15 protein-coding genes and 1 pseudogene are annotated in these 17992 nt (G+C 57.5%); 8 read left to right on the top strand and 8 right to left on the bottom strand.

Features of this window, described 5'->3' with window-relative positions:
• The first annotated feature begins 24 nt into the window (after positions 1 to 24).
• Entirely contained in the window at positions 25 to 906 is an 882-nt protein-coding gene (locus NCR37_RS22715) for an MBL fold metallo-hydrolase (RefSeq protein WP_250475063.1), read from the top strand.
• 55 nt (positions 907 to 961) lie between these two features.
• Here NCR37_RS22715 and NCR37_RS22710 read toward each other — a convergent pair whose 3' ends face one another.
• On the bottom strand, positions 962 to 1831 hold the full coding sequence (locus NCR37_RS22710) for a helix-turn-helix domain-containing protein (protein ID WP_250475062.1): 870 nt from the start codon (positions 1829 to 1831) through the stop codon (positions 962 to 964).
• 448 nt (positions 1832 to 2279) lie between these two features.
• Between NCR37_RS22710 and NCR37_RS22705 the strand changes: the two genes are divergently transcribed.
• Positions 2280 to 3887: an aminotransferase-like domain-containing protein gene (locus NCR37_RS22705; protein WP_250475061.1), complete on the top strand. Its 1608-nt coding sequence runs from the start codon at positions 2280 to 2282 to the stop codon at positions 3885 to 3887.
• Between the two features lie 349 nt (positions 3888 to 4236).
• On the opposite strand, the gene NCR37_RS22700 is transcribed toward NCR37_RS22705, so the two are convergent.
• Positions 4237 to 4578, bottom strand: a complete 342-nt coding sequence (locus NCR37_RS22700) for a winged helix-turn-helix transcriptional regulator (RefSeq protein ID WP_250475060.1) — start codon at positions 4576 to 4578, stop codon at positions 4237 to 4239.
• 83 nt (positions 4579 to 4661) lie between these two features.
• Between NCR37_RS22700 and NCR37_RS22695 the strand changes: the two genes are divergently transcribed.
• From NCR37_RS22695 to NCR37_RS22680, 4 genes are all read left to right on the top strand, one after another.
• Positions 4662 to 5411 (top strand): SDR family NAD(P)-dependent oxidoreductase, encoded by a 750-nt coding sequence (locus NCR37_RS22695; protein ID WP_250475059.1) that lies wholly within the window; start codon positions 4662 to 4664, stop codon positions 5409 to 5411.
• 476 nt (positions 5412 to 5887) lie between these two features.
• Positions 5888 to 6955, top strand: coding sequence for a catalase family peroxidase (locus NCR37_RS22690; protein WP_250475058.1), 1068 nt, complete (start codon positions 5888 to 5890; stop codon positions 6953 to 6955).
• Positions 6952 to 7545 (top strand): cytochrome b, encoded by a 594-nt coding sequence (locus NCR37_RS22685; protein ID WP_250475057.1) that lies wholly within the window; start codon positions 6952 to 6954, stop codon positions 7543 to 7545. The genes NCR37_RS22690 and NCR37_RS22685 overlap by 4 nt, the downstream gene beginning before the upstream one ends.
• Positions 7546 to 8217: 672 nt before the next feature.
• Positions 8218 to 9129: a helix-turn-helix domain-containing protein gene (locus NCR37_RS22680; RefSeq protein ID WP_250475056.1), complete on the top strand. Its 912-nt coding sequence runs from the start codon at positions 8218 to 8220 to the stop codon at positions 9127 to 9129.
• A 13-nt stretch (positions 9130 to 9142) separates the two neighbouring features.
• Here the strand turns inward: NCR37_RS22680 and NCR37_RS22675 are convergent, their stop codons facing one another.
• Positions 9143 to 9811 (bottom strand): helix-turn-helix domain-containing protein, encoded by a 669-nt coding sequence (locus NCR37_RS22675; protein ID WP_250475055.1) that lies wholly within the window; start codon positions 9809 to 9811, stop codon positions 9143 to 9145.
• Between the two features lie 676 nt (positions 9812 to 10487).
• On the opposite strand from NCR37_RS22675, the gene NCR37_RS22670 reads away from it, so the two are divergent.
• Positions 10488 to 11276 (top strand): helix-turn-helix domain-containing protein, encoded by a 789-nt coding sequence (locus NCR37_RS22670; RefSeq protein ID WP_250475054.1) that lies wholly within the window; start codon positions 10488 to 10490, stop codon positions 11274 to 11276.
• A gap of 817 nt (positions 11277 to 12093) precedes the next feature.
• On the opposite strand, the gene NCR37_RS22665 is transcribed toward NCR37_RS22670, so the two are convergent.
• From NCR37_RS22665 to NCR37_RS22645, 5 genes are all read right to left on the bottom strand, one after another.
• Positions 12094 to 13191, bottom strand: coding sequence for a porin (locus NCR37_RS22665; RefSeq protein WP_250475053.1), 1098 nt, complete (start codon positions 13189 to 13191; stop codon positions 12094 to 12096).
• A 189-nt stretch (positions 13192 to 13380) separates the two neighbouring features.
• On the bottom strand, positions 13381 to 13824 hold the full coding sequence (locus NCR37_RS22660) for a DUF3331 domain-containing protein (protein ID WP_250475052.1): 444 nt from the start codon (positions 13822 to 13824) through the stop codon (positions 13381 to 13383).
• 362 nt (positions 13825 to 14186) lie between these two features.
• The gene (locus NCR37_RS22655; protein WP_250475051.1) at positions 14187 to 14405 is read right to left on the bottom strand and encodes a DUF2970 domain-containing protein; all 219 of its coding nucleotides are present in this window, start codon (positions 14403 to 14405) and stop codon (positions 14187 to 14189) included.
• Positions 14406 to 14462: 57 nt separating this feature from the next.
• Complete coding sequence (locus NCR37_RS22650) at positions 14463 to 14936, bottom strand: cupin domain-containing protein (RefSeq protein ID WP_250475050.1); 474 nt, start codon at positions 14934 to 14936, stop codon at positions 14463 to 14465.
• 344 nt (positions 14937 to 15280) lie between these two features.
• On the bottom strand, positions 15281 to 16276 hold the full coding sequence (locus NCR37_RS22645; protein ID WP_250475049.1) for an AraC family transcriptional regulator: 996 nt from the start codon (positions 16274 to 16276) through the stop codon (positions 15281 to 15283).
• A 151-nt stretch (positions 16277 to 16427) separates the two neighbouring features.
• Here NCR37_RS22645 and NCR37_RS22640 point away from each other — a divergent pair.
• Positions 16428 to 17817, top strand: a pseudogene (locus NCR37_RS22640) (dihydrolipoyl dehydrogenase).
• Positions 17818 to 17992: the final 175 nt, after the last annotated feature.

The raw sequence follows: 17992 nt of genomic DNA, 5'->3' as shown, positions 1-17992 counted from the left end.
GGCCTTGCGGCTACCGGATGCTGGTTGACACCATCACAAGCATTCGCTGAGGCTAAGAACCTTGTGGACGTGTTTCGCGACGAAGCCGCCAAAGCGAAGATCAAGGTCTACAAGGTTCGCGGCAACATCGCTGTGTTAGAGGGGTCGGGAGGCAATATTGCGGTTCTGACCGGGCGTGATGGCAAAGTGTTTGTCGATGCTGGCATCGCCAATAGCCGGCCGCGATTGCTTGAGGCTGCCAACGGCCTGAGCCATGAGCCCGTTTCGTACCTCATCAACACACACTGGCATTTCGACCATACGGACGGCAACCAATGGCTGGCTGAGGAGGGTGCGGCCGTCATTGCCCACGAGAACACCCACAAGCATCTGCAGTCAGCGCACCGAGTCGATGACTGGGACTTCCTCTTTCCGTCCTCCCCGTTGGCCGCAATTCCAACGCAAGTGTTCTCGTCGGAACTCGCCTTGCAGCTTAATGCGCAGGCCATAAGCTTGCGCTATTACCAGCCGGCACACACCGATAGTGACATTTCGGTGTATTTCGCAAATGCTGACGTCCTGCATTGCGGCGACACGTTCTGGAACGGAATCTATCCATTCATCGACTATTCGACTGGCGGTAGCATCGATGGGATGATCAATGCAGCATCCATGAACGTCTCATCAGTAACCGACAAGACAATCGTGATTTCTGGACACGCCAATCCGGTGGGTAATCGGCAGCAACTTATCGCGTTTCGGGACATGTTGACCGGGATACGTGACAATGTTGCGGGACTGAAAAAGGAGGGACGTAACCTTGACGAAGTGATCGCGGCCAAGCCGACGAGTGCCTTTGACCCCGTATGGGGGAAGGGCCCCGTCGGCCCAGACTTTTTTGCGAGGTTGGTCTACTACGGCGTCTGAACCGGCTAGGTTCTACGCCTTACCCACCGACAGTTTTCGCCGAAGGCGTCTGTGACTACTGCCTCTCGGCTTTTTGATCGGGTGGCCGCTGCTGGAAGCTTTCGCCCGGTTCGCGCTCTGTCGGTCCCCCGCGCCATTGGCCGGGCGTCACGCCCACCGTCTTACGGAAGACTGTCGTGAAGTGGGCTTGCGAGCTGAAACCAGCGGTGAACGCTACCTGAGATAGCGACATCCTGCCCTCGGTGAGGAGCGTTTTCGCGAGTTCTATTCGCCTTGTCATCACGAATGCGTGCGGGCTTTGCCCGGTCGCTCTTTTGAACTGAGCCGCAAAGTGCATTCGACTGAGGCCCGCGTGGTTTGCGATCTCGTCGAGCGGCAGCTCGTCTCCTAGGTTCTCGTCGATGAATTTCATTACTCGGGCCAGTCGCCACGGCGCCAGGCCACCTTTGCTACGTCCGCTGCTGGAGTCTGATTCAAAGCCCATTGCCCGTGCAAGGGCCGCCATTGCAAGACTACGCAGGAGCAGATTACTAAATTGTCCCTGTAGCTCGCTTTGTCTATATAAGACTTCACCAAGTTTCGCCATGACCAAATCGGGCGCGTAGGCCGGATCTGCCATCCGGTAGTCGGCCGGAAGGCTCGATTGTTCGACCTCTTGGTACGCGGTAGCTACCACGGAAAGAGGGACGAATAGATGGATGGCTTCAACCGGCCGCCGAAAGGTGAGCTCTATCTTTTCGCCGGGCGACGTAACCTGTGTCCCGCCGTACGCCACTGCTCCATCGACGACGCGACGACCGTTCCTAAAGCAAACCACGACCGCGGTACACAGAAGAACTTCGATGGTGAAATGGGATTCCAGAACGGGGGCGCTATAACGTCTCTCGACATCGCTGGCGTCGCGCCAATAGCCTACTAGTATCATTTCTTCCGCGCTTGTCGCCCCTAACGCGTCTCCGGAGCGCCACGACCGTTCGTCTAGAAGACCTGCCCGTGTAACTCGCGATCCAACCGCGCTAGATGCGTCGTGGGACTCGATGTGAGCTTTCATGATTGCACCCGCCGTTAGTAGTACGTAGGGACGTGCAGGCTCCCGTGCACGTTTGTGTACGGCAGGAAGGCGTCGTATTCAGGTGTTCTTGATCGAACAAAATCGCGCGGCTTCGCAAAGGCCAAGCGACGGGAAGACCAGCGTGCGTTTTTGCGACGCGGCGACTGGAAGCCTGTCGCAGAGGTCGCTTGCCGCTGACAGTTGGAATCGAGCTTCTTCAGATCTCGCGGCTGCGTCGAACCGTTGGTCCTGCATTACATGATAGGACACCCTGTTGGCAATGCGAGCAATTTCTAGAAATTGAATGGATTGTTTTTCGTGAATGCACCGTGAAGGTGCGGACAACTTCGCAGGCGCACGCATTCCCGGTACGGCGCGTTTCGCACACTCGTCTGGCGGACGCTACCGGCAGGCCATTGCGTCTGCCTGTTATGCAGAGAATTTTGTTGTAATTGACTGCACGGCGGACAAAAACGTTGCATACAATGGAATCATTGATTCGCAGGAGGTGGGTATGCTCCATAAACCTTTCTGGGCGCCGGTGCTCCAAGACGCCGAGGGACCGACATACTTGGCGATAGCGAGGGCCGTCGAAGAAAGCATTGGGAACGGCGAACTAAAGGTGGGGGATCGATTACCGCCGCAGCGTGCGCTCGCAGCGACGCTAGGGATCGATTTCACGACGGTCAGCAGGGGATACGCTGAAGCACAGCGCCGGGGGTTTTTGGAAGCACAGGTCGGACGCGGGACCTTTGTAAAGGCGTCGAGGTCGCCCCCTTTCATTGCCAGTGGCGTATCGACAGTCGATATGCTGATAAACCACCCGCCCTTCTTCCAGAACGCGACCCTAGAAAAGAAGATTCGCGAGAGCTTGGAATCCCCGCTCAGTGATCGCGGTATGGAGATGCTGATGCGATATCAGACTCCGAACGGCGCAAGGAGAGACCGCATAGCAGCGGCCACATGGCTCGGACCGCGTGTCCCAGGCCTGGACCCGGAACGCATTTTGGTATGCCCCGGCGTGCAAGGCGCGCTACTTGCCACAACCATGATGCTTGCGCGCCCGGGCGAGACGGTCTGTGTCGAATCGCTCACCTATCCGGGCTACCTGTTGCTAGCTCGTGAATTAGGCATTCGCGCGGTCTCTGTTCAGATGGACGACGAGGGAGCCATCCCCGAGTCGTTAGATGAAATTTGCAAAGCCGAACATCCGAAAGCGTTTTACTGCACCCCGAGCCTTCATAACCCAACAGCTGTCACCATGCCGCCAGAACGCCGAGAAGCGATTATCGCGGTGGCGCGACGGCATGGTGTGCCAATCATTGAAGACGACAATTACTGGCCTTGTCTGTCAGGAACGAGCCGTGATAGGTCGTTGCTGTCGACAGCGCCAAGCCTGGCGTCACTTGCGCCGGAGCTTGTGTTTTACGTGTCCGGTCTCTCAAAATGCGTCTCCCCTGCGCTACGCATTGCCTTTCTGATAGTTCCCGGCGCAGCAGCGGTCCAGCGTGCCGCGGTTGTTCTTCGCGCGACCGCAACGATGGCTGCTCCGTTGTCTGCGGCAATCGCGACGAATTGGATTGAAACGGGGCTCGCCGAGGAGACCGTTCGTGCGATCTGCGCCGAAAGTGACGCTCGTCAAGCTATCGCGGCACGTCTCTTGGGCCCTGACACTTACAGGCGGCCGAGTGGAGGATTTCATCTCTGGCTACCGCTGCAACAGCCATGGACGGTCCTTGCGTTGTCAACGCAGTTGCGTCTCGCTGGAATATGGGTCGCAGGTACCGACGCGTTCGCTGTAGGGAGCATGCCTGACGGCGTGCGCCTTTGTCTGGGCGCTCCCGCCACACGCCGCGACTTTGAGCTATGTATGAGCCGCGTCGCCGAAATTTTGCATATGCGGGCCTACCCGGCTAGCCAAGTTGTCTAACACTGCGAATGCGCAGTCGCCGGGACCGGGCGTTACGAGGGCAGACTGGCAACGTTACGTTTGAGCGGGGCCGTGTGACAACACGATCGCGACGTTCGGCAGGGCAGTGCGAAGAGCATAGCGAAGGCCACAACACACGAGTAGATACGAACCGGAGGCTGGCAAGTCGAAGCTGTGAAGTGACTAGCCACCATCGAAATTTGCAAGTGCAGTGCGATTCAAGAAGAAAGATGCCCGTCTCTGGCTGATACTAAACGTCAAGGGTGCTCGCTGCGGCAGCGCCCGTCCGCCTCTGCTCGACGGAGCTTGACAAGCGAAGCGCCGTGCGACGCAGACGAAGCAGCAATGATCACGCGGCAACCGACCTCAACGCGATCACTTGAGACCGGTAAGACTCGCCCCAGCTGCAAAGGGGTCTCAGAGCTTCCGCGAGCGTAAATCCGAATTCGGTCATGAAGTAGTCAACACGCGGTGGGACCTCCTGATAGTCTCGGCGAATGATTACACCGTCATCCGCTAGCTCTTTCAACTGCTGGATGAGTACTTTTTCACTTATGCCACCGACCGCTCGCCGTAACTCTCCAAAGCGGCGTGGTCCTGGCCGCAGGTGGTACAGAACGAGCGGCTTCCACTTGCCGCCAATTACTTCTAACGCGATTTCAAGCCCACAACCGTTCAGCCTAGAGTCCATGTGTTCGGCCCTTACCTTTTGGTAGGTACTATCTTATCAGGAAGCTGCCATACATAATGCACCAAAATTTTTGGAGGTAAGGAATGGCTAGGCTTGCAGGGAAGATTGCCGTTGTAACCGGCGCGAACAGTGGTATAGGGTTCGCAACCGCGAAGAGATTCTCAGCGGAGGGTGCGATCGTTTACATGACCGGCCGTCGCGAGGCCGAACTGGAAAAGGCGGTCGGAGAGGTTGGGGGGCAAGCGAGAGGGGTCGCCGGTGATGTGTCTAAGATGGACGACCTTGACCGGCTGTACGGCATCATCCGGGAAGAGGTCGGCAGAATCGACGTCCTGTTCGCTAATGCTGGCGGCGGGGAATTCGCGGCATTGGGCGAGATTACAGAGGAGCACTTCGATCGGACCTTTGGGATCAACGTCAAGGGAACAGTCTTCACCGTGCAGAAGGCCCTGCCGCTGCTCGTCGACGGAGCATCTGTCATCCTGACTGGCTCGACCGGGGCGACAACAGGCATTCCTGCCTTTAGCGTCTATTCGGCGACTAAGGCGGCTATCCGTACCTTTGCGAGGGGCTGGATTCTCGATTTGGCGCCTCGCCGGATCCGCGTGAATGTACTTGTCCCGGGCGCCACCTCGACACCGGGGCTGCATAACCTAGCGCCGTCTGAGGAAGTGCATAGCGCCATGATGAAGTCTTTCGAAACCACGACGCCACTGGGACGCTTAGGTTCGCCCGACGAGACAGCAAATGCGGCGCTCTTTCTGGCTTCCGACGAGAGCAGTTTCGTGAACGGCAGTGAACTTTTTGTTGACGGCGGCTCAGCTCAGATTTAGCTGGTGCTGGTACTTGATGGTAGGGCCGTTGGCTGTTACCTAAGTGGTGGATCACTCGTGCCACTCGCGACGGATCGTCCCCTCGGAGTTCACTAGGACCACGTAGCTTCATGAGCATTTGCATTTATGGATCAGTCAGATACGCGGCTCCTTTTGCAGATTGAACGCGAGATTGCGGACTGTTGGGAGCGATTGGACGCTTGTCAGGAAGAGCTGTTAAAAGCTCGCTTTGAAGGATGCGATGCTTCAGAAAAGCAATTCGACTTGGACCGGTTGCAGTCGCATCGGATTGAGCTAGAACAAAGGCGCGCTTGCTTAACAGCCCGGTGGGCGGCGGCGAACGGCGGCGCTGCGCGGTCACTTGATGGTCGATCGGGAACGACCTAGACCATCTTGATCCGGCCTCTCTATACATAGCTTGCACAAGAGGGCAATGTGGCGACATCCTGTCACCGCGAACATTGGAGTTTGCGAACATGGCTGGCCGACAAGTGAGCTCGTCGTCAGACTTTCGGTCTTTGGCGGTGATTGTCATAGTCGCGGCAATGCTGACAGCAGCATTTGCTTACACAGGCGGATGGCTTTCGCCTCGCAGGCTGACACCAACAAGGATCGTCGATAGCCTCTCGCCTGCCGGAGGTCCAGCGCTTGGTTTCCGGCGGAATCACGCGATAGGCATATGCTTCACTGGCACCTTCGAGTCAAACGGCTCAGGCGCCTCACTTTCCAAGGCTGAGCTCTTTGCGCCCGGAGTGTACCCGGTGACGGGTAGGTTCAATCTCGGCACATCCGACCGCTCGACACAGGACAGCATGGCTCGCGTTCGGGGCTTGAGCTTGAGGGTATTGCTCCCCGATGGACGCGAGTGGCGAGCCGCTATGATTGACGTTCCGTTTTTCGCGGTATCCACGCCTGACGCGTTTTACGCGCTTCAGCGTGCGCTCGCGGACAAGATACATCCTCATGCGATGGACGATTTTGCTTCCGCCCATCCAGAGTTTCGCCGATTCGGGCAATGGGCCAGCAATGCGCCATGGACCGCCTCGTATGCCGAGGACCGTTACAACAGCCTGAACAGCTTCACTTTTACCGAAGCCGACGGAACGCAGCACGTGGTCCGCTGGTCGTTCGCGCCAACGGTTGTACCGCAGCTGCTCAGCGCGCAGCAGATTCAGAAACGCGGGCCAGCATTCCTGAACGCGGACATTACTGAACGGGTCACGCACGCTCCGCAGCGCTGGGCAATGCTCGTGACGGTGGCCGATCGAGGTGATTCGACCGCCGACCCGAGTAAGCCATGGCCCGCAAACCGGCGGACCGTCTTCGTAGGCACCCTGGTCGCGAAGGAAATACAACCTGAAGCCAATGGTGCGTGCCGGGATATCAACTTTGATCCCACAGTGCTCCCGCCAGGAATGGGCGTGTCGGACGACCCGTTCCCAGCCGCAAGGTCGGCCGCGTACGCTATCTCATACAACCGTAGGACCGCCGAAGAGAATGCCTATCCGCGCAACTCGGTGCCCGTCGGAGCCGTCCAACCATGAGCGTATCTTCTAGACTTGAGCTGCCCGATCATCCCGAGATAAGCAGACCATTTTCACCAGGTCAACGTGCACTGCATTGGATCATGGCAGCCAGCATCCTGGCGATGCTATTCATTGGCGTCGGCATGGTGTCGACCGTTAGGCCGAAACACCTGACGTTGGTCGCGATCCACCAGCACCTCGGCGTCGTCCTATTCATGCTCGGGATTGTACGTGTGGCGCTGCGCATGGCTCACGGTGCGCCCGCGCTCCCCGCGGACATGCCGACACTGACGAAGTGGGCTGCTCACTTGTCGCATCTTTCGTTTTATGTACTGATGCTTCTGCTACCGCTGCTTGGGTACGGTATGTTGTCAGCAGCCGATTACCCGCTGGTGGTCTTCGGCGTGCGCGTCCCGCTCTTGCTTGCGCATAATGGGGCGTTGCATGCACTGTTATGGAACGCACACCGCTCACTTGCAATGTGTTTTTTCGCGCTTATCGTCGTCCATATTGTCGCCGCACTCTTTCATGCGCTTGTGCGCCGTGACGGTGTGTTTCAGACAATGTGGCCCTCGAAGCATAGTATCCACGGTCCGCCCGTTCGCTGAACGCCCTCGCTTTTCCCGACTATTGTCCTGATGCACACCGAAGGTCGTTCGCAATGGCGCCACGAGTTCGCCGGGTCCCTATGGCGGTACGCTCACCATACACGCGCGCAGAGCTAGTCAGTTCCCTAACATCCAGCGCTCCATCGCACCCGTGACGGCAAGCGTGCGGCGCGCTCGTTGGCCCGACTCAAACGGCTACCCATATGCGATGGTATCGACCAGCGATGTGGTATCACCGTGAGATTTGCGCAGAAGGACAGCGAAGGTTGGTGATGCCCGGCAGTTCCATTGTGTCCACATATTGAGAATCACCCAGTGCTCGGATCAGGGATGCCCGCAAGGCTAAACGCGCACTCGCCGGCCGCTGACACCTGCGCCCAGGCCCGGTGACTGCATAGTTGCCGGACGCGTCCCCCCATCAAGGGTCTCGCTCGACCATTTCTAATGAACTGGCAAGTTGTTCACTGTAGGTACCTACTTTCTGCTCCCTAGTCCTTTTTTCGTGGACAAACCGCGTCAATGAATGGAAAAAACCTGCTATAAACATCTTACCGTCGTCGTCGGCCGACAAGGCATCACCATCGGGTCTCAAGACGACGTTAAGGACCACGAACCCCTACATCGCGGTGACGTTTCGCGTCAAGACTGCCAACGTAAATAGCGAGGACGAGAATGAACCCTCAAGGCGCTTATGGCGACACGATGGCGGAGCGGTTCCACATGAAGAGGGCGGACGGGTTCAGCATTGTGAACATGACGGGTGACGCCTCTTTTGCCGTGACACGCGTGAGCAGCGATTCCCGCGGAACCGGCAGAACGCAGCCAATACCAGTCGAGCGGGCGCTTGTCCTAGTTCTCTTATTAAGACCACTTATTAAGCATAAGCTTTGGCTGGACGACCGAGAAATTCCTGTTGAGCCATGGGCTGCAGGGACGTTGAGCGTCGTGGACCTCGAGCAGTCGCCGTCCGCCTACATCGGTGGCTCGATGGATGCGTTGCATTTCTACCTGCCGCGGACGTCACTTGAATCTGTCGCTGCCAGCAGCGGCACGAAGACGATAACCGAGCTTCGCATTGCAGAGGGAATATCAGATCCCATCGTCAGGGAGTTGGGCCAGATGATGCTGCCAGCGATGCGCAAACCTGAGCAAGCAAACAATCTCTACACTAGCGGTTTGATGACCGCACTCTACGCGCATATTCAACAGACTTACGCTGGATATTCATACGGCTCGCGTCTGGAGCAGGGGGGGCTTGGCCCTCGGCAGCTAGCACGAGCAAAAGAGTTGATTGCGTCAAACCTTGATGGAAACATCAGCCTAAATCAGCTGGCCGCAATGTGCGATGTGTCACCTGCACATTTCGCCCGCGCATTCAAAAGGTCCACTGGTGTTGCGCCTCATAGATGGCTGTTGATGCACCGAGTAGAAACAGCCAAGCAGCTGCTCTCTCGAGCGGATCTAAATGGAGCGGAGATCGCCACTGCATGTGGCTTCGCTGACCAAAGTCACATGATTCGCGTTTTCTCTAACATAGCGGGCGTTACGCCTAAGGCCTGGCAAAAGGAACACACGAACGCATGACTGCATGAGGATCCTAATGCGGTTTTCGACTAGTCCGTGCTCGTGCTTTACTAAGCGCCCATACAAAAGGGGAGACGCCGACTACTGCAGAAAACACCCGCTCCATATGACTGTAGTCTGCAAAGCCGCACTGAAAGGCTATGCTCTGCATGTCGATGTTTGGCAACGTTAGAAAGTGCTTTGCACGTTCGACCCTCTGAAGAAGGAGCCATTCGTGCGGGCCCATTCCGGTAGAACGCTCGAACGCACGCGCAAAGTAGCTCGCCGGCAGCTGACATTCGGCAGCGAGTTCCGCCAACGGGAAATCGCCGGTCAGATCCGCGCGGATTCGCTCTTTCGCGCGAGATAGCTGAGCTGGTGTAAGCGACGTGCTGACTGTATGGCCGGTAGTCGAACCCGCTCCGTAATTCTGCAGCAGGTGTCCATGCAACGCAGTCGTCAGACCGGTCAAAAATAACCGGTTGGCTTCGTTTGGGTTACGGAGCACTGGCAGCATCAAACGCCCTAAACGATAAACCGTCGAGTCGTCGGTTCCTCCATCAATGTTCAGCCGGGTTATCGGACGCGTCTCCTCTTGATTGGCTGCAACGGTTAGTGCCGAGCGGGGAAGGTAGAAGTGAAGAACGTCCGATGGTCCGACTATCGAGGCGGTCGGAATCTCCTCTAGGTCAACTAGAGACATGGTGCCGCGGCTCCATGGGCCAACGGGCTGTTCTCGCTCCCCAAGCCATAGTTTGTGGTTCGGGAGCGGCTCGAGCAGGAGAACGATGATAAGCGCTTGCTCGGCGGCCAGGGGCAGAGTCCGGTCGACTCCGCTTGCTCCCCACGCTAATCGTGTGATGCCGATCGAAGCGTCTCCGCCGATGGATACGAGTTGCGACGAGTGGGCCCGACGCAAGCGAAAGTGCTCGGCGACGAGGTCTCCGAATGCTCCAGTACTGTTCATTCTCTTACGCTCCATGGAGCCGTAAACAAGTAGCCGTTGCTCGACCGAGTCGGCATCAAGAACGTCCCAATCGCAGCAGCTTCTTACAATCCCCAGCCTAACCCCAAGCCTAGACTGCTTTCATGATTTCAGCAAAGCGAGGCGTCGGCGGAGCGGAGTCACAGCAACTCTAGCTTATCGCGGTCGCGGCGGCGGAAATCGTTCTTACCCTTCCACCAACGCCTGGAGTCGCCAAATCATGCGCCGCGCAGACAACGATTGGGAATCGTGCATTGATGGTACATGTCTCCGAGAAGAAAGGCAGGGTCGAATCGAGCAATTGTGGAGATGTCCCGACGCTAGCTCTTTGACGCGTGCAGACGAGGCTGGACGACTCTTAGTAACTCGATGGGAGGACCGTCAGGGCGACCTGTTGACAGTCACTCATCCAGGCGCAGCCAAACATCACATTGTGACTGTGAACCTCCTATTTACGACAATTGAACTGAACCAACGTGACCGCGTATTTCTCGATGGCACCGTGCTGCCAGGTTCCGCATATGTCACCCCCCCAGGCACGGGAGCTCACGCCGTGTATCAGTCAGAGTTTGATCAACTCCACATCTATGCGTCCGAGGCCATACTGTCACAGTGCTTCGAAGATGTGTTTGGCCGTAGCCATGACGGCCCGGTTCTGCTGGACGCACCGCGCGTCATCCACGATTTGACGATAGAGCGGTTGGCTCAGGTCCTGGCAGCAGAGGAGGCGTGGGATGACGACAAAGCCAACATATTCAGCGATAGCATTGCGCGCGCGATCGTGTCGCGTCTCGTCGAAAAGTGGTACCGGGAGCCAATGCGCAACCAAAGGCAAGGGTGCGGTCTGCCACGCTGGCGTTTGCGCCGCGCCACTGGATTCATCGAGGAACATTTGGGCGAGAAAATCCGTCTTGATGACATTGCGCGTAGCGCGGGGCTTTCTCGCATGCATTTCGCCGCGCAGTTTCGAGTGGCGACGGGCGTGAGTCCCCACGAATACGTCCTTCGTCGACGGGTCGAGCTAGCAAAGACGCTGATGCTCGGCTCAAACTGCAATACGTTGGACATCGCACTGCAATGCGGCTTTGGTTCACAAGCGCACTTCATCATGGTGTTCTCCCGCTTCATGGGCGAGACGCCTTCTCGGTGGAGACGAGGGCTTCTGGAGACCAGCGACGATTGAAGCTGGGCTGGCCTTTTACACAGTACCGGGCCGACATTGCGGTTTGCAATTCACCCGCAAACGCCGGTCGTTGTGATTATTGATCAGAGTTCGGTCAGGAATCAGCGACGACCGGGCGCAACTAGACAAGAAACTGCCAGCCGGCCGTCCCCAATCAGTCGACCATCGCAAGTCGGCCATCGCAGTGCACCGACCATTTGCTTCGTCTCAACGGCGAACAGTCGATTGTTTGTTGCCCCAGCATGCTCGCTTACCCGAAGACGCTCCCACGGCTGCACTAAGCTGTATTCGACGGTCTAAAGTTCAGCGAGGCTAGCGTCTATTCGTGAGTTTCCGTTCGGCTGCTTGAATCCCAGAGGGGTATGAGCTTTGATCGCCATCACCGACTCGATAGCCTACGCTACCAAGGCTGCGAATCTCTCCTCGAACCTCCTCTCGGGTGAGCGGCGGTTGTGACGTCGCATCGTTGGTGAGTGATTCAGGATAGTGCGGATCGCCGTCGGCTAGGGCGATCTGCGTGATGGTTGCTAATGAGACAAGAACGAGAGCGCGTTGCATGATTTTGTCCTTTGGTGCAGGTTTGTAGCGAAGCGGCCTTCGTTGACTGCGCTATACAGTGCAACAGTAGCGGCAAAGCCCAGGTATTCACGAGGGACACGGTCCGTGCTTCCGTGTCCACCATGCCTTCACTATCAAGCTCAGAAGACCTATCGTCTACCGGTTTAGCACGCGTCCGTAAGCGTTAGCACGGCGAGTTGAACGGTGCCGACCTGGGCGAGGCGACTTTCAATCGTGAGATGACCGCGTTACGTCGCCGTCAAAAGAAGTGATGCACGCCTATGCGCAAGGCAAGCTGGTTGCGGCTTGACGATGCCGCTAACAAGGGAATCGCGGCGTTCGCCGTTCCGTGCGTGTGCTGGCAAACGGCCTGCACATATAGCGTCGTGCGCTTTGAAGCCGCAAACAGGTTCCCGAGCCCAACTTCCGAATACCGGGTTCCGGAGAGCCACGACTCGTAGCCGCCGAAGGTAATTGTATCGACGGTCGTCAGGTGATAATTGACGCCGAACTCGACGTTGCGCATGCGGTCGCTCTGGCTTGACGAGGCAAGATTCACCTGCGATAAGACCGCATGCACGTCAATCAGCTTTCCGACTGCGTAGAACGCCGACAGCCCATAGATGTCTTGCCTTTTCGCTAGGAACGTCGCACCGCCTCCCAAGTACTGTCCAAGGAACTCGGACCGCCCGAGTCCGGAGACGAGCGGTATTGCATGGTCCCGCCAGCTGCTGTAGACCACGGACACACGTAGCGGATGCCTGTCTAAAACAATGGCTAAGCTTAAGACACGACCATGCTGATTGGTCCTATCGGCGATCCCGTAAAGGGCGCTTGCCTGTACTGCATGAAACAAAGGCGTCGAGTACTTGATGGCATTTTCAATCGAGTCCCCCAGGATGCCCAGGTTGTCAAGGTTTGCCGGATGAAAATAGTAAAACGAAAGGTGGTTTGAACCGTTCGAATTGACGCGCAGCGCATCCGCTGCGAGGTCGAGCTGTCGCCCAAACGCGAAACTGCCAACGCGCTTAATCGATAGTCCGACATAGCTGAAATAGCTGTAAGCCTCGCCCGGTAAGATCGGCTGCCCATTGTTTGACCGGAATCCCTGTTGCAAAGCGAAGAAGGCGCTTAGAGAGTCGGTCAGCCTCTCACTGCCTCTCAATCCAAAGAAGTCTGGCACTGCCGCGGGTCCGACTAATGCCGTGCGCTTTCCCTGTGTGTTGTTCGTGTACGTAATCCCCTCGTCGATGCTGCCAAAAAATGCAGCATTGGTCTGGCCTTGCGCGGTCGAGCAAAGGGCGGAGCTTACGACCGTTGCTGCCAACATAACGCTTAGCCTCGCGTGGATCTCCATGTTCGGGTTTCGGGCACGATGCATCGAAGAATAAAGCTATTCAGTCGTCGCTCGGCAAAGCAAAGGAGTCGTTGGGTCGACGCTCACGCAAGGGTCTTCAATGTGGAACCGCGTCCCCGAACGAATCGTCGCTGGTCAAGATGCGCTTGCACCATAGAACGGAGTAAGCCGGACCTTGAACGCTATCAGTTAGAACAGGTGCCCCGCCTCAAGCAGTTCTGCCTCAACGGCGCTCGCCAGAATCATCGACTCGGAGTTCACCGGACGGTGAGCTTGGGACGGCCTGAAGACATAGGCTCCTCTGTGTATCTCGCGGCCGCTTAACGCGCAGATGCCGGTCTTACGTGCTTTTGCCTTGAACCACTTCTGGTAGTCGTAGTGGCAGGAGGTTGAGTCGTGCCAAGAGACGATGACGGCCCTTTCGGCCAGGTCCAGGATTTTGATCGTTGCAGTTTGGCCAGTGTGCTGCAGAGCATCGGGGATGGCTGCGTGGTGGGTCGAGTCGTAGCCCCCCCGCCACGGGAACTGCAGGGCACCCTTCGTCTTCATCCGGCGCATGGTGTCCGATCTGGCGCTCAGCCTCGACAGTATGACTGTCCACGCGTTTTCGATACTGGCATCCGTGCTCATCATGTCAGCGCCTCCCAAATTGGATCATGAGGGGTTTTGTCACACTGCTTATCTACATGGTCTACGAAACGACGGCTGCTGTATTGCTTGTTCGCACGAAAAGCAAAAAAATCGATGGGTGCTCCACGACCTGGCAAAAGTAGGTGAGGAGCCGCATTCCTGAAAAGGTCAGAAACCGTATCTCGAGAGGGGTTTCGGGTCGGCTCGGGAGGACAACAGTTCGGGCAGCGCAAGATTGACCTTGCAAGGAAAGCGTTGCTAATGGCGCGGCTCCAATGCTGCCCGTTTGGTACGGACGGTAAGACATATCCCACGTGTAGCGTCGAAGCGTTACCCAGGACCTTTCGTTATAAAACCGGGACGGGCTAGAAGCCTTGCGTCGGCATCGTTGCGCCGTGGGTAACGACGTGAACAAAGGTTAATAGAATCGCCACTATGGCTGCGGCCACTAAGACGGCCACGACAGGTAGATAACGAAAATTTGCGCTCCTGATGTCGTCTCTCTGACCGGCTCCATTCCGAATGCCGAAGAAACTCCAAAGGACCATCTTCACCATATTAAGGAAATTCATCTTCTGCTCCATTTCGGTTCGTCCTTTCGATTCAGGACCGACACTGCCTTCGCCAAGCGGATAGAAATGCTACTTTTCGATGTGTACCAGAGGCTTCCGCTTGTCGACGATGTATGTTGCGAGCTCTGAGCCGACATCAGGACCAACGTTTCGGGCGATGTGTGGGACGCCCGGTGGGATGTAAAGCGATTCACCGGCCTTGAGCGATACAGGTGGATGCCCCTCGAGGGTGTATTCGAGGCTTCCCTTAATTACGTAGGCAACCTCCACCCCCGGATGGGAATGCTTTGGCGCCGCGACGCCCGGATCGAAGTCGACCCTGACTTGGATCAATTGTTCGTTCGGCGTTGCCAAGTCTTGTGTGACTAGGTCCGTCCTACGTAGTCCCGCTTGCCAGCTTTTCGAAGCGGCTGAGGGTGCTGACGCACTTTCGGCGGAATCGGCAGCATTAGCATGCAGGCAGCCACCAGCAACGATGTAGCACAGCGCAGCAGCGCCAAGCGTGTGTTTTACAGGCGGAAACCGGGTTGTCATCGCGAGCATGTTCTACTCCGACACTGAGTGAGCGTGCTGAGCCGGTGCGGGCTCAACGTAAGGTTGATTGACCGCCACCGAACGGTTCTTAGACAGCAGCGCCTAAGCAGTAGAGAGGCGCTCCCGTTCCTATGCGGGTCCGGCAGATTCCGCCGAGTGGTATTCCCGTCGGCATGCATCGGTGGTTCTGTGCTTCAAGATTAGGAAGCGGCTCTTAGCTCGGAAAGTGCAGATCGTCTCAAGAAAGTGCTAGATCTGATCAAGCCGGGCGTAGCCAGCTCTCGCAACGCCCGCCACGCATCATTTCGCCCTTTGAGGCAATCCGTGCGCAGCTCCTACCTGGCGCTAAGCTTTCATTGGACGCTCAGAGCGCTCACGTCGCGGGCGGCTTGCACATGGCCGCCAGACGCCCGCCATCGCGCAGGTGACATCCCGATCTGCTTCTTGAAGGTCCTGTGAAACGCCGCTTCGGACAGGTAGCCGACCATCTCGCCTATCTCACCGACCGCGGACTTCGTTTCCAGCAAAGCTCGTCCGGCGACGGTCATCCGTACTTCAGTCAAAAGGTCGGTGGCCGAACGTCCAATCGCTTCATGGAACTGCCGGGCGAATGTTGCCCGTGACATATGGCATAGCTCAGCAAACTGGTCGAGAGTCCACGGTCGTCCCGGCCCTTCAAACATGGCCGAGACGGCAGCTTGTAGGCGCGCGTTTCCGGCAAGAGCGAGCAGCCCGTATGGTGGATCCTCCGACTCGCTTGCGAACCGCAGCGTCAGTGCAAACAACGCGGCTGATAGGTGATTGACGAGCGTCTCATTCCCGGGACGTTCGTCCGAAGCCTCTTCACGCATAAGCGCAATCAGCCGCGCAAGACGTGAGTTCGCATCGGCCGCGGACCCGGCTTCCACGGCGGGGCCACTGCGACTACCTGCGCTGTTGCTCTTGACTATTAGTCTCGGAGGGAGGTGATCTCGCAACAGGCGGTCAGGCACCGCCCCAAGCAAGAAGCGGCCGCACAGGATAGCGGCGATATCACCGTCGGCGTTGTTCTCGGCGACAACCAGCGCCAAGTTCTGGCGGTGAGTGGGCGGAACAGGTGGTGCCCGACTACCGTCATGAATACGATGCGAGCATCGCGTCGGGAAAAGGACGATGTCGCCAGCCTCTAAACGCTGCGGTGGGCCGTTACCGTCTTCGAGCACTGCATGGCCAGACAGGAGCACGTGGTACCGGATTTCATGGACGCCGGCTACCCCTTCATCGATAGACCATGGCGCGCCAAAGTGACAGCGCACGTCCACTCGCCCACTAATGGGCATCAAAGCTAGGAAACGGCTGAGCAGGTCCATTTGAGCCGATTGAGCGGGTTATTGAGACGGTCGGGCGTTCACTCTGCGTACCACCGCGCATACATTGAAGTCTGCAATGCGAACCATCCTACTGGACTGTACGTATCCTTGCCGGATTCGTGCACGCGTTGCGTCACCACGGAGGTGCGCGATGGAAATGCTCAAAACTGATGTTGTGGTGGTGGGTGCCGGCACTGCTGGGCTTTCCGCCTACCGGGCGGCGAAGGCCGCCGGTGCGTCAGCATTGCTCGTTGAAGGTGCGGCTTATGGGACCACATGTGCTCGCGTCGGATGTATGCCGTCCAAGTTGCTCATCGCCGCAGCCCGTGCGGCGCATGCAGCGCGCGAAAGTGCACGCTTCGGTGTGCGCATAGACGGCTCCGTGCTGATAGATGGAAGAGAGGTTATGGCGCGCGTTCGAGGCGAACGCGATCGGTTCGTCGACCTGGTGGTGGAATCGACGGAACGCATTATTTCCGACGACCGGCTACTCGGCCATGCAAGATTTGTCGACGATAATCTTCTAGAGGTAGGCGGAAAGCGGGTGCACGCGCGAAGCGTCGTTATCGCGACTGGATCGGCGCCTAAGATGCCCACCCTTTATCGTGCTCTCGGCGATCGCGCTATCATCAACGACGACGTGTTCGCTTGGACCGACCTGCCGCGAAAAGTGGCCGTGGTGGGAGCGGGCGTCATCGGCCTGGAGTTGAGCCAAGCGCTCGCATGGCTTGGTGTCGACGTCACGTTACTAGGTGCACGTGATCGCGTTGGTCCGCTGACCGATCGTACTGTCCGGCGTTACGCGCAATGGGTGTTCAGCGCTTCTTTACGGTTCGATCCCAACGCGGAGGTTGGGGCGGTCACACGAGAAGGAGACACAGTCCATATGCGCTATCGGTCTAGTGCAGGTGAGCTTGTGGACGACACATTCGATTACGTGCTTGTGACAGCTGGACGTACGCCGAATGTTGACGGGCTCGCGATCGGGAATACGACGATGGAGGTAGATGAGCGCGGCTTGCCACTGTTTGATCCCGAGACGCTTCAGGCTCGCAATCGGCCGGTTTTCATCGCGGGTGATGCAAACGGCGTTTTGCCGCTGCTGCACGAAGCTGCAGACGAGGGTCGCACAGCGGGTATCAACGCCGCACGATTCCCGATAACTGAACGACTTGTGAGTCGTGCACCGATGTCAGTCGTGTTTACTGAGCCCGGTATCGCCATGGTTGGCGCGCGCTACGTCGACCTTGCCGACAGTAGGTTCGTAACGGGCAAAGCGAGTCGAGGACCAAGGGCGCAGTCGTATTATGCTTCGAAACATTGGCCTCATGCACGTCTACGTTAATCGAAGTACACGCCGTTTCTTAGGGGCGGAATGGATCGGGCCGGATGCGGAGCACATCGCGCATCTGCTTGCATGGTCACTGCAATCAGGGTTGACTGTTGACGCAATGTTGGCCATGCCGTTCTATCATCCCGTTGTCGAAGAAGGGTTGCGCACCGCGTTGCGCGATGCAGAATCGCAGTTGACGCACGCATGAAGGCTCGGCGCAGGCGGGTGTTCCGCGTCCCTGCACGCTGTACTGGCTCGGGCGTCGGGAAGACCATCGCCAGGGAACCTGGTGACTCTTTCCTCTGCCTGTTGGAGTCGGATCCTTTGGCGCCCAAATAAAAGTTAAGACTTGAGGTTAAGCCGGTCGGGCCTGGGTGCTCCCG

Origin of the sequence: Caballeronia sp. GAFFF1, assembly GCF_023630705.1 — a bacterium.
In the GTDB taxonomy this organism is placed as follows: domain Bacteria; phylum Pseudomonadota; class Gammaproteobacteria; order Burkholderiales; family Burkholderiaceae; genus Caballeronia.
Note: the sequence above shows the minus strand (reverse complement) of the source record. Positions and strands in the feature narration are given on the sequence as shown.

What these genes read in the sequence shown, in the direction of transcription:
- NCR37_RS22710 (WP_250475062.1), bottom strand. Translation starts at nt 1,831, where the DNA reads ATGATACTAGTAGGCTATTGGCGCGACGCCAGCGATGTCGAGAGACGT.
- NCR37_RS22705 (WP_250475061.1), top strand. Translation starts at nt 2,280, where the DNA reads ATGCACCGTGAAGGTGCGGACAACTTCGCAGGCGCACGCATTCCCGGT.
- NCR37_RS22700 (WP_250475060.1), bottom strand. Translation starts at nt 4,578, where the DNA reads ATGGACTCTAGGCTGAACGGTTGTGGGCTTGAAATCGCGTTAGAAGTA.
- NCR37_RS22695 (WP_250475059.1), top strand. Translation starts at nt 4,662, where the DNA reads ATGGCTAGGCTTGCAGGGAAGATTGCCGTTGTAACCGGCGCGAACAGT.
- NCR37_RS22690 (WP_250475058.1), top strand. Translation starts at nt 5,888, where the DNA reads ATGGCTGGCCGACAAGTGAGCTCGTCGTCAGACTTTCGGTCTTTGGCG.
- NCR37_RS22685 (WP_250475057.1), top strand. Translation starts at nt 6,952, where the DNA reads ATGAGCGTATCTTCTAGACTTGAGCTGCCCGATCATCCCGAGATAAGC.
- NCR37_RS22680 (WP_250475056.1), top strand. Translation starts at nt 8,218, where the DNA reads ATGAACCCTCAAGGCGCTTATGGCGACACGATGGCGGAGCGGTTCCAC.
- NCR37_RS22675 (WP_250475055.1), bottom strand. Translation starts at nt 9,811, where the DNA reads ATGTCTCTAGTTGACCTAGAGGAGATTCCGACCGCCTCGATAGTCGGA.
- NCR37_RS22665 (WP_250475053.1), bottom strand. Translation starts at nt 13,191, where the DNA reads ATGGAGATCCACGCGAGGCTAAGCGTTATGTTGGCAGCAACGGTCGTA.
- NCR37_RS22660 (WP_250475052.1), bottom strand. Translation starts at nt 13,824, where the DNA reads ATGATGAGCACGGATGCCAGTATCGAAAACGCGTGGACAGTCATACTG.
- NCR37_RS22655 (WP_250475051.1), bottom strand. Translation starts at nt 14,405, where the DNA reads ATGGAGCAGAAGATGAATTTCCTTAATATGGTGAAGATGGTCCTTTGG.
- NCR37_RS22650 (WP_250475050.1), bottom strand. Translation starts at nt 14,936, where the DNA reads ATGCTCGCGATGACAACCCGGTTTCCGCCTGTAAAACACACGCTTGGC.
- NCR37_RS22645 (WP_250475049.1), bottom strand. Translation starts at nt 16,276, where the DNA reads ATGGACCTGCTCAGCCGTTTCCTAGCTTTGATGCCCATTAGTGGGCGA.